Here is an 11,343-nt window from a genome sequence, read left to right as displayed (position 1 = left end):
AAAAAAATTGGAGTAGAGTATGAAACTGATTAAGACATCCAAGCGTCTACTGGCAGGGTTTCTCGCGTTATTCATGCTATCAGCAACGGTTCATCAGGCTCAGGCTGCCATGATCAGTAACCAGACTATTGTGCAACAGCTCGACCGTCAGCAGGCTATTGCGCTTTTTGATCGCACAGATGTTCAGGCGCAGCTAACAGAGTTAGGCGTTGATTCTGAAGTAGCGAAAAACCGTGTTGCGGCCATGTCTGATGCCGAAATTCAACAGCTTAATCAGCATTTGGCAGAACAACCCGCCGGTCAGGATGTTCTGGGGCTGGCTTTTATGGTTTTTGTTGTTTTTGTCATTACCGATATGCTCGGGGCTACTGACGTCTTTCCATTTGTAAAAAACATCAATCGATAAAGCAGGGTTAAACTTAACGATCTGGCAGGGCACTTTGGCCCTGTCATTTAACGATCAGACCGAACGGACTCTACTAAGCCCTAAATGCCATGAAAAACTTAAGCCTAACGATGCTTTTTCCCTCCCGCGACCCTAAACCCTACCCACTTAAATCATGCAGGTGGTTCCCGATGCTTTTGCTGACAGCCATGACCTTAATCGGTTGCAGCACAGTACCATCGGAACAAACTGATGAAACGGCAATTGTTGGCAGGGAACAAAAAACTGAACAATCTAAGTTCAAGCTGCCGGAGGCCCGGCAAGTAAACCTTGATCAGGTTCCCTTTTTTCCTCAGAAAAAATATCAGTGCGGCCCAGCGGCTTTAGCTACGGTTCTCGTTTATCAAGGCCATCCGGTTAAGCCTGCTGATCTGGTTGAACGCGTTTATTTGCCAGAACAGGAAGGTAGCCTGCCCCTGGAAATAGTCAGCACTGGGCGCAGCTATGGGCTGATGGCCTATCAATTAGAACCTGAACTAAATCATCTGTTATTGCAGGTTGAATCCGGCTATCCGGTACTCGTTTTCCAGAATCTGGGACTTGAGAGTCTGCCTCAGTGGCATTTTGCTGTTGTTGTTGGTTTTGATCTTGATGCGAGAGAATTAATTTTACGGTCTGCCACTTATCGTGAGCACCGCGTAGATTTTGCAACCTTTCTGAACACCTGGAAGCGTGCTGATAGCTGGGCTTATGTGTTTCTGAAACCCGGCGAACTACCTGCTGAGGCCAATTCATTAAGCTATCTGGAAGCCAGTCTGGACCTTTCTGATGTCGGGCTTAATGTTTCTGCACAGAAAGCTTTGGAGCAGGGTGTTGACCGATGGCCTGGATTTGACGAAATGAGACTGGCGCTTTCAAACACCTACTTTCAGTCCGGTTTATTTGATCAGGCCTCTGATACACTATTAGCCAGTCCTTCACTGGGGGAGTCCGGTCAGCTGTGGAACAACATTGCCTATATTCAGCTGGCCAGACAATGCTACAGCAGCGCTTTTGAAGCGGTTCAGTGTGCAATCACGCTGTCACCGGAAGATAATAATATACGCCATAGTCTGCAGGATATTCTGGGTAAGAGCCAACGCCCTGATGGTGAGCAGGCATGTCCACAGCTGAACTGCCCCAAGCCCATTGAGGGCTTCTGATCATATCCTGATCAACAGAAAATCCGGCACACGCCGGCTTTTCTGTCTTTGAGCTGTGATTAATCACTTGTTTTAATTTGATGAATAATTAGGATGTTGTCTTTGACGCATTTGCTCTAATATGCTGATCCCCATTTTTTTGCTTTTTACATGCTTGTTAAGACTTTAGTCGAGAGCACTAATGCAAGATAATGTCATTCGCTTTTGAAATAAAACTGATGCCAGATAGGAACTCAATCGATGCCCGCCACATCACGTTCATTTGTGATCACCTGTACTTTGTTATCGTCTTTACTACTGACAGGTTGCCAAAAAGAAGAAACTGTTGAAGAGTCAGCTGAAGTTATTCGGCCAGTCAAGCTCAGTACGATTGGGCATCAGAGCGTTAATATTCGCTATTTTCCTGCTGAATTTGTCGCCAGTCAGGAAACTGATCTCGCTTTCCGGGTTTCCGGTGAGTTACAGAAGTTACCTGTTTCAGAAGGGGTGAAGGTCAGCAAGGGACAGGTGCTGGCTGCCCTTGATGATCAGGACTTTCTGCTTAATGTGAAACAGCGTCAGACGGCGTATGACCTGGCTCGTCTTCAACATCAGCGCATTAGTACCATGGTAAAGCAAAAAGCGGCTACTCAGTCTCAGCTTGATGAAGTCAAAACGTCGATGGAGCAGGCCGAAACAGCATTACAGCAGGCAAAAAATCAGTTGGCCTACAGTGTTATTAAAGCGCCTTACGAAGGCGTGATTGCTAAAGTCTATGCTGATAATTACGAGTTTGTCAGTGCGACTGCGCCTATTGTAAAACTGGAAAATTCTGAAACCATTGATATCAGTTTTCAGGTGCCTGAAGATCTGATTGCCCGCATCCGCAAAGATAACACCAGCTACCTGCCTCAGGTTGCGGTAGAGAGTGTGCCGGGTAAGTTCTTTGAGGCTCGCTATAAAGAACATAGTACCAACCCGGACCCCAGTACCAAGGGATATGATGTCATCCTGACAATGCCGCGCCCCGATCCGGATCTGGTGACACTTTTACCGGGTATGACCGCAGAAGTTAATGTTAACGTCTATGAGATGCTGGGTAACCCTGCTTATTGGTTAGTTCCGGTCGAGGCGGTCTTTATGGATGAGTCCGAGCCTGTTGATAGTGAAAATCGGTCTGTCTGGGTTTATAACAGCGATACGCACCGTTTAAGCAAGCGTGCGGTAACCATTGGCGAATTACAGGGCGATACATTGCAGGTTACCTCAGGACTGAACGAAGGCGAACAAATTGTTGCTGCCGGTGTGCATGCCATTAAAGAAGGTATGGAAGTTCGCCCCTGGGTTAAAGAGCGGGGGCTTTAAGGGTGAATATCGCTAAGTATTTTATTGAGAAAAAAGTGTCCAGTTGGATGATCACCCTGATTCTTCTGATTGGTGGCATCGTATCCTTTACTAAACTCGGACAGTTGGAAGATCCTGAGTTTACAATTAAGGATGCACTGGTCATCACCTATTATCCCGGTGCAACTCCGGAACAGGTGGAAGAAGAAGTGACCTATCCCATTGAGCAGGCTATTCAGAATCTGCCCTATGTCGATAAGTTGGTTTCAACCAGTAAAGCCGGTTATTCCAAAGTACAGCTCACGGTAAAAGATACTTATCGCGGTCGTGATCTGAACCAGATCTGGGATGAACTCCGGAAAAAAATGCGCGATCTTTCCGGATCACTGCCTAAGGGGACTTCTTCGCCAAATGTGATCGATGATTTTGGTGATGTTTACGGAGTTCTGCTGGCGATTACAGGGGAAGGTTATCGCTACAATGACCTGAAATCGTATGTTGATTTTTTGCAGCGCGAGCTGGTTTTGGTTAAAGGCGTCAGCAAAGTTGCTATTGCAGGTCAACAGCAGGAACAGATCTTTATCGAAATTTCCCGGGCCCGGCTGGCAGCATTGGGTATTACCATAGGTCAATTGGATCAGCTGTTAAGCAGTCAGAATGCGGTCTCTAATGCCGGTCGCGTCAAAGTGGGCAGTGAGTATGTCCGTATCAGTACCACCGGCGAATTTAAAGACCTGGCGGCCCTTGAGAGCCTGCTTTTGCCTTCGCCTAACGGTGATACCGTCTACCTGAGTGATGTTGCTGAAGTCCGCAGGGGTTATAAGGATCCGGCCAGCCATCTTGTAGATTTCAATGGGCAACGGGCGCTCTTGCTGGGTGTTTCATTCACTGCAGGTGTCAATGTTGTTGATGTGGGCAAGCATCTGGAAGATCGAATTAAAGAGCTGGAATATCAGCAACCTGCCGGGATAGATCTGAATACCATCTATTTCCAGTCTCATGAAGTTGATAAATCCGTCAGCTCTTTTCTGCTGAATCTTTTTGAAGCCGTTGGCATCGTTATTCTCGTTCTGCTCGTCTTTATGGGTGTCCGTTCAGGTATTCTGATCGGTCTGATTTTGCTGTTGACCATCCTCGGCACCTTTATTGTGATGCAATATATGGGGATTAACCTGCAGCGAATTTCCTTGGGTGGTCTGATCATTGCGTTAGGTATGTTGGTAGACAATGCCATTGTTGTCACCGAGGGTGTTCTGATTGGCCTGAAGCGGGGCTATAGCAAGCTTCAGGCGGCCGAGGATGTCGTTAAACAAACCAAATGGCCGCTGCTGGGCGCAACCGTAATCGCTATTGTTGCTTTTGCACCGATAGGGTTGTCTCCGGATTCAGTGGGTGAGTTTGTCGGATCGCTGTTCCAGGTTTTGTTAATTTCACTCTTCCTGAGCTGGATTACCGCGATTACCCTGACGCCCTTCTTCTGTGATCTGTTCTTTAAGGAAGAGGTCAAGGAAGAACATGAGCTGGAAGATCCTTACCAGGGCTTTCTGTTCACGGGTTACAAGTGGTTGCTGTCCCGAGCACTGCACTACCGTAAAACCACAGTAATTATTCTCGTATCGTCTCTTTTTACCGCGGGCTGGGCATTCCAGTTTGTTCAGCAGGCGTTCTTCCCTCCATCAACCACTCCTTTGTTCTTTGTAACCATGGAGATGCCGGAGGGAAGCCATATCGATGAAACCTATGAGAGAGTGCAGGATGTTCAGGATTTTATTCTGAAAGATGACCGTGTGCTGTATGCCTCATCAACCACTGGCCGCGGAATGCTACGCTTCATGCTGACGTATTCTGCCGCTCAGGCGAATACCAGCTACAGTCAGATCGTGGTGCGTGCTAAACAAGGTGACGATATTCCCGATATGATCGGCAGAGTTCATGAGTACCTGCAGGCCAATCACGGGGATCTGGACTTTAAACTGGATCGTCTGATGCTTGGGCCTGCCAGTAACTCCAAACTCGAAGCACGTTTTATTGGCCCTGATCCTGAAATCCTGCGCCAGTTGTCAGTGAAGGCCAAAGATATTTTTGATGCTGATGGTGGAATCGAAGGCATCAAAGATAACTGGCGTCAGCGAGTTAAAGTGTTGCGTCCGGTATTCGATGAATCCCACGCCCGCCGCCTGGGTATCTCCAAGAAAGAGATCGACCGGGTATTGCTGATGAATTTCTCCGGTGCTCAGGTTGGTGTTTATCGGGAAGGAACACGTCAGATTCCTATCATTATGCAGCCTCCTGCTCAGGAACGCCTCAGTATTGATCAGGTGCATGATTTGCAGGTGTATAGCCAGGCCACTGGTAGCTACGTGCCTCTGAGCAGTCTGGTGTCGGATTTTAAAGTTGTTTGGGAAGACCCGATTATTGAACGACGAAACCGTAAGCGTTCCATCACGGTGATGGGTGATCCTTTGATCATGGGGAATGAGACCGCTGATGCAGTGTTCCAGCGTATCCGCCCCAAAGTTGAAGCGATTGAGCTGCCGCGTGGTTACAGCCTGGAGTGGGGAGGCGAGTACGAAAATTCCCGGGATGCGCAGCAGAACATTTTCAGTTCTTTGCCAATGGGCTATCTGTTTATGTTTATTATCACAGTGTTGCTGTTTAACTCCTTCAAAGCATCTATCGTCATCTGGCTGTGCGTACCTCTGGCGTTGATCGGGGTGTCGCAGGGCTTACTGATTATGGATGCAGCGTTCAGTTTTATGGCTTTACTGGGTTTCCTGAGCCTTTCCGGAATGATCGTTAAAAACGGTATTGTGTTGCTTGACCAGATCAATTACGAACTTTCTAAAGGTGTTGAGCCTTATGAAGCTGTATTCCATTCAGCGGTCAGTCGTGTTCGACCGGTCTGCATGGCAGCAATCACCACCATTCTGGGTATGGTGCCATTGTTATTTGACGCTTTCTTTGAAGGCATGGCCGTAGTGATCTCTTTTGGACTGGGTTTTGCGACCTTGCTGACGCTGATTGCCGTCCCTGTTTTCTACGCAATGTTTTTCCGTATTCCCTACCAACCGCTTCCTAAAATGAAAGTGGTGTAGACCATTTAAAACAGATATAAACACCTCACGGTGTTTGTCCACGACTAAAAAAACCGTTGGGAGTGATCCCAACGGTTTTTTTATTGTCTTAGACAGGTGATAGCGGTCCACGCAATAACTGAATCAGTAACGGGGGCCTGCACGTTTGATAAAGAAAGCTTTACAGCTGCCATTCACAATAGAAAACATCGTGTAATACTGGTTACCCGCTTTAATGTAACTGGCAACCTCTTTCTGGCGGCTGGGATGATGTCGTTTCAGGACCACTGCAGGCTGAAATACAGAACTGTTTTTACCTAAAAAGGCTTTCGAAAGCGTATTTGCGGCACTTTTCGCCTTATAGTCAGGGCACTCTGCCCACACAGAAGAGCTGGCCAGCAATGTGATCAGGAAAGCCGCTAATGGCATTTTTCGTAATACTGAATTGTCTTGCTTTGATAACCGGCGGAACATGAGTAAAACCTGTTATGGATAATACTACTAAGAGTAAATACTTGAGAGGGGGCTCTCAAGTTACTTAGTGTGTGAGCCTTGTCACAAAAAGTGATTTAATGAGCAAACACGCAGATAGAGATCTGAAACTGAATCTGCTTATTAGTGCCACTAACAACAAAAAATACTGAGGCTTCGTGTGAAATTTCTGATCGCGCCAGATTCTTTTAAAGAGAGCATGTCAGCCTATCATGCCAGCCTGACAATCGAGCAGGCTATAAAAGCCAACATAGACAACGCGGAAACCCTTCTTTTACCCATGGCTGATGGGGGAGAGGGTACTTTGTCCGTTCTGGTTCGGTCCCTGAATGGTAAAACAGAAACCTTTGAAGTAATAGGGCCTTTTGTTTCCGGTTTCCGGGTTAATGCTGAGGTCGGAGTACTGCAGGGAGGCACCGCTGTCATTGAGATGGCGCAGGCCGCAGGACTACAGTTGCTTACTTCTGAGGAACGCAATCCTGAAATAACGACGACTCTCGGTGTCGGTGAGATGATTCTGGCAGCGCTTGATCAGGGGGCCCGTCGCTTTTTTATCGCTTTAGGGGGCAGTGCCACGAATGATGGCGGTCTTGGTATGCTGACGGCACTGGGGGCCAGGCCACTGGATCACACGGGAAATACTCTTGATCCGATTGGAGCCAGCCTGAACTCTGTCGTCCGTCTTGACCTTAACAATCTGGATTCCCGTCTGGCGCAGTGTCAGTTCATGCTTGCCTGTGATGTTGATAACCCTCTGACCGGGGCTAAGGGTGCCAGTGTTGTTTTTGGCCCGCAAAAAGGAGCCACTCCGGCTCAGGTTAAAGCACTGGATGATGGGCTGGACAACTGGGCTGAAATCCTGAATGAAACCTTTGGTCGACAGGTTAAGTCTATTCCGGGGAGTGGTGCAGCAGGTGGGCTTGCCGCTGCATTTCTTGCAGCATTTAATTGCCGTTTGAAACCGGGGGTTGAGCTGGTTCTGGATCTACTTAAGTTTGATGAGAAGTGCTCTGGTGTTGATTGGGTGATAACTGGTGAAGGCTGCCTGGATAATCAGTCGATGGCGGGAAAAACCCCCGTGGGTGTTGGCCGAAGAGCTAAGAAATTTGGGATTCCTGTTGTCGCTTTCGCGGGTCAACTCGGCGAGGGTTATGATGCTGTATATAAAGAAGGCATTGATTTGGCACTATGCATCACGCCGGAAGACATGCCGTTATCAGATGCTTTGTCGCAGGCTGAACAAAACCTATCAAATGCTACCAAAGCCTTCACCAAACTTATGTTTTCACCCATTAAACCATCCTCACAATAAAAGCGTCCTGATGATCTGTGCTTATGCGGATCTTTGTCTGATGTGAACTGATTGATGAGATCTACGTAACAGGTAAGTTCAAAGGAGGAGCTTTCTGATGCCGTTATTAGCAACAACCACCCGCAGTTTTTTTATCATTCTTCTTCTCACTCTGACTCTAGGCTGCAGTACTAACGACTGGCGAACAGCAAGTCGAGAACCCGCGGGTATTGCTCCTGATCCTGACAGCACTCCTGAAGCGGTTGTTCAGGTTTATGGCGCACCGGTTTATGGTTGGAGAGGCTGGTTTGCTATTCATACCTGGATCGCTGTTAAGCCGTCAGAAGCTGAGCGCTATACGGTATATGAAGTAATCGGTTGGCGACTTAAGCGGGGCTTGCCTGCTTTAAGAATTGCACAGGATTATCCTGATCGTTATTGGTTTGGCGAAAAACCAGAGCTTCTTCTGAGCCGAAAAGGAGACGGGGTTGATCGTCTGATCCGGGAAATCGATGAGGCAGCCCGCAATTACCCATGGGCTGACCAATATACAATGTTCCCGGGTCCTAACAGCAATACTTTTCCTTCTTGGATTGGGGAGCAAGTACCTGACTTAGGGCTTAAACTGCCACTTAAGGCCATTGGACAGGACTGGCGGGAGTAATCTAAGCAGATCCAGTCCATTGTTGACGTTAGCCTGACGAACTGTACTTATCTGCTATCCCACTGGTCATCATAGGGGATGCAGAAGGCTGCAGGGCATTCTCTGGAATCTCGATACTAAAACAGCTGCCAGTGACTCCGGAGTCTATGTTAAGTTTCCCTTTCAGTTGGGCTGTCAGGCTGCGTATTAGTTTCAATCCCAAACTTTTACTCTTTTCCAGTGCCGCAATATCTTCAATTCCACTTCCGTTATCGGTAACCATTAGGGTGTAGTGCCCCTTCGCCTCAGAATGTTCAAAGCGAATATCAATGATTGAAGTATCCCGGTCATCCATCTGTGAAAAAGCATGCTTCATTGCATTGGATATCAGTTCATTGAGTATAAGTCCCACAGGAACGATGACTTCAGGCTCAAATTCGCCCTCACTGGCCTCAATACTGATTTTCAGCGGTGTTGTGCCCAGATAGCTTTGACGCAGTGTCTCTGAGAGGCTTTCAATGTAGGAGCGTATGCTGGCTCTGGATAAGCTTGACGATTGGTACAGCTTCTCGTGAACCAGTGCCAGGGCCGATATCCTTAAGGCAGCTTCCTGCAAACTGGATCGGGTTTGTTCGTGTTGGCTGGAGCGGGACTGCATTTTTAGCAAACTGGCAATAACCTGCATGTTATTTTTAACTCGGTGATACACCTCTTTGAGAAGGACTTCTTTTTCCTGAAGGTCTCGTTCAACACGCCTTTTTTCGGCCAATTTGTCTGAAATATCACGAATAATAGCCATAACAACACGGCTATCGCCGTATTCGATGGGGCTTAGTACAATATCAACCGGAAAAGCGGTTCCGTTAGCATGTAAGGCTTCCAGCATAAGGTTTTGCCCCATCTCACGAGTTACAGGTTCTGCTATGTACCTCTTTCGGTGCTTTTTGTGTATCTCTCTGAGTGTTTCAGGTAGAAGTGTTTCCAGTGGCTCACCCTGCAGCTGGTCCGGTTGAAAACCAAAAATTTCGAAACTGCGTCGGTTGGCATAAACAATAGTGCCTGAATCATCCACCAGTAATACGGCTTCGGGAGCCATTTCAAGAACTTTGCGATTACGCTGTTCGAGGGTTTTAAGCCGAAGATTGGCCTCCGCCATCTCATCATAGTGCAGTCTTGATTTAAGCAGCATTCTGACCGCAATTGCGGCAATCATCCCGAAGCACATCGCAATAGCAATAATGAAAGCTCTGGAATCCTGATGAAACATTTTCTCAGTGGCGGAGGTCGGCTTGATCGTTATATCAAAATCACGCCCCGCAATGGAGACGCTGTTTTTTTCAGCAGATAGCGGGCTGGTGACTCCGAGACCGGGCATTGCCGGAGTAAGGCGGGTGGTGAATTTTAATCCCAGCTCTTGCCACGGGTGCTTTAAAAAGAAATTCTGGTCAAAAAAACCATGTATACAGAGATCCCGGCTTGGATTTGAGTCAGCAGCTTTCACAGAGATCAATAGGCGGTCATGAACCCATCGCAATTGATAAGGTGATCGGTTGCAGTCTGGCAGTTTTGTCTCGATCGCTTCGCCATAGGTTTCTGTTACTGATTTTTGCTTTTCGAGGACAATACCCACTAGTCCTTGGGTGTATTCCTTATTGGCATGTCGTGGGAAACGCATCGGGTCACCGATGTACCAGGAAAGGCTGCTCAGATTGTTGATTGCATCGTCGATCGCGGAAAAGGCCAGCTTTTTTATGAGTGCCTGATGATTACTGATTTCCAGCTGGTAATATTGCCTTTTGTTATCATGAGTATTATTCGCAATAACAAGTCCTGTTGTGACAAAAGCGACAAAGATTGATTGCGGCAGCCAATAAAAGTGCATTTGAAACGGCTTTGCATACACCAGGTTGATGATCATTCCAACACAGGCTATCAGTAATAGAGCGCTGGTTAATAGTGATTGGCCCGATGACAAGCGTCCAAAGATGGTATCTGAGCTTCCGGTTATCCAAACAAACAATGTAATTGTTACTGTACTTGCGGTTGCCATAGTAAGGGAGGCATAAACGACAAGAGCGATTCGCGTAGCAGGAACATCTTGGAGCTGTTTATACGTTATTTCAGAGCTTGTCTTCGTAACAATATTTCTTGCGATAATGGCTAGTGATAAACCAGTAAAACACAATGAGGTTGCAGGAGAAGGGCGTCCGGGAAACTGTCCCTGTTCTGCGGGCATCCAGTCTCTGATGAAAAGTTCATCAATCCCCAAGATCTGGCTGAAAACATACTGATAAAACGTCATTAGTGAGAAGGTGAGCAGCAGGGTAGGGGCAAACCAGAGAAAAAAGCGCTGAACGAAAAGGCTTCCCGGGAATGAAATCAAAGAGAGTCCCAACAACAGAAACATCAGTCCGGTATTAAACCGGCTCACTCCCGCTTCGAAAGGACTGACAAAACTTCTGATTTCCAGATACCACCCGGTCAGAATCAACAAGGCCCCTATCAGGATAAGGCCGCCGGCAACGACGGGGAATAAATACCCCGACAGAGTTTCCCTGTACTTTATCATTGGATCCCTGACCTTTCTTATTAGAAGTTTAAATGCTGTCGATAGTGCCTTGGCTTATCGCTTTGGAAGCATCGGGAAGACAATAAGACACTTGATCCTTAGCGGCCTCACTGAGCGAGTGTTGCGACTCTGAGCTTAAAATGATCGGAATATTCAAGGCCGTCGTCATCGCCAGAGTTGCACCGATATAGGGTGAATTTGACAGATGTTCCTCACAGGACAGCTCACAATATTGCGGGGAAAAGTTGTAAAGCAGGTCAACAGAAGCATTGTGCCCATTGAGCAGATTTAAACAGAATCGGAAACCTTCATCTCTGATCTCATTGATTTTGGCACTCGAAGATAGTCCCTCTTTCATCAGACG

9 protein-coding genes are annotated in these 11,343 nt (G+C 47.3%); 6 read left to right on the top strand and 3 right to left on the bottom strand.

What is annotated here, in order from left to right; translation table 11 throughout:
* The first annotated feature begins 19 nt into the window (after positions 1 to 19).
* From AC4GL5_RS09010 to AC4GL5_RS08995, 4 genes are all read left to right on the top strand, one after another.
* The gene (locus AC4GL5_RS09010) at positions 20 to 406 is read left to right on the top strand and encodes a DUF6627 family protein (RefSeq protein ID WP_490382445.1); all 387 of its coding nucleotides are present in this window, start codon (positions 20 to 22) and stop codon (positions 404 to 406) included.
* Positions 407 to 576: 170 nt separating this feature from the next.
* Positions 577 to 1,587, top strand: coding sequence for a PA2778 family cysteine peptidase (locus AC4GL5_RS09005; protein WP_490382444.1), 1,011 nt, complete (start codon positions 577 to 579; stop codon positions 1,585 to 1,587).
* Positions 1,588 to 1,827: 240 nt separating this feature from the next.
* Positions 1,828 to 2,931 carry an efflux RND transporter periplasmic adaptor subunit gene (locus AC4GL5_RS09000; protein WP_490382443.1) on the top strand — a complete coding sequence of 368 codons (1,104 nt, stop codon included), beginning with the start codon at positions 1,828 to 1,830 and terminating at the stop codon, positions 2,929 to 2,931.
* A 2-nt stretch (positions 2,932 to 2,933) separates the two neighbouring features.
* Positions 2,934 to 6,005, top strand: a complete 3,072-nt coding sequence (locus tag AC4GL5_RS08995; protein WP_490382442.1) for an efflux RND transporter permease subunit — start codon at positions 2,934 to 2,936, stop codon at positions 6,003 to 6,005.
* A gap of 123 nt (positions 6,006 to 6,128) precedes the next feature.
* Here AC4GL5_RS08995 and AC4GL5_RS08990 read toward each other — a convergent pair whose 3' ends face one another.
* Entirely contained in the window at positions 6,129 to 6,458 is a 330-nt protein-coding gene (locus tag AC4GL5_RS08990; protein WP_490382441.1) for a hypothetical protein, read from the bottom strand.
* A 178-nt stretch (positions 6,459 to 6,636) separates the two neighbouring features.
* Here AC4GL5_RS08990 and AC4GL5_RS08985 point away from each other — a divergent pair, with 178 nt between their 5' ends.
* Both AC4GL5_RS08985 and AC4GL5_RS08980 read left to right on the top strand, forming a co-directional pair.
* The gene (locus AC4GL5_RS08985) at positions 6,637 to 7,788 is read left to right on the top strand and encodes a glycerate kinase family protein (protein ID WP_490382440.1); all 1,152 of its coding nucleotides are present in this window, start codon (positions 6,637 to 6,639) and stop codon (positions 7,786 to 7,788) included.
* A 97-nt stretch (positions 7,789 to 7,885) separates the two neighbouring features.
* Positions 7,886 to 8,431, top strand: coding sequence for a DUF3750 domain-containing protein (locus AC4GL5_RS08980; RefSeq protein ID WP_490382439.1), 546 nt, complete (start codon positions 7,886 to 7,888; stop codon positions 8,429 to 8,431).
* 28 nt (positions 8,432 to 8,459) lie between these two features.
* Here the strand turns inward: AC4GL5_RS08980 and AC4GL5_RS08975 are convergent, their stop codons facing one another.
* Together AC4GL5_RS08975 and AC4GL5_RS08970 are read right to left on the bottom strand one after the other, a co-directional pair.
* On the bottom strand, positions 8,460 to 10,979 hold the full coding sequence (locus tag AC4GL5_RS08975; protein ID WP_490382438.1) for a sensor histidine kinase: 2,520 nt from the start codon (positions 10,977 to 10,979) through the stop codon (positions 8,460 to 8,462).
* A 28-nt stretch (positions 10,980 to 11,007) separates the two neighbouring features.
* Positions 11,008 to 11,343, bottom strand: a 336-nt coding sequence (locus AC4GL5_RS08970; RefSeq protein ID WP_490382437.1) for a hypothetical protein, incomplete at its 5' end; no start/stop codon positions are given.

This window comes from Oceanospirillum sp. (assembly GCF_982874595.1).
This window is presented reverse-complemented; position numbering and strand designations above follow the sequence as displayed.

Coding starts and splice junctions, on each gene's coding strand:
- AC4GL5_RS09010 (WP_490382445.1), top strand. CDS start 20: ATGAAACTGATTAAGACATCCAAGCGTCTACTGGCAGGGTTTCTCGCG.
- AC4GL5_RS09005 (WP_490382444.1), top strand. CDS start 577: ATGCTTTTGCTGACAGCCATGACCTTAATCGGTTGCAGCACAGTACCA.
- AC4GL5_RS09000 (WP_490382443.1), top strand. CDS start 1,828: ATGCCCGCCACATCACGTTCATTTGTGATCACCTGTACTTTGTTATCG.
- AC4GL5_RS08990 (WP_490382441.1), bottom strand. CDS start 6,458: ATGTTCCGCCGGTTATCAAAGCAAGACAATTCAGTATTACGAAAAATG.
- AC4GL5_RS08980 (WP_490382439.1), top strand. CDS start 7,886: ATGCCGTTATTAGCAACAACCACCCGCAGTTTTTTTATCATTCTTCTT.
- AC4GL5_RS08975 (WP_490382438.1), bottom strand. CDS start 10,979: ATGATAAAGTACAGGGAAACTCTGTCGGGGTATTTATTCCCCGTCGTT.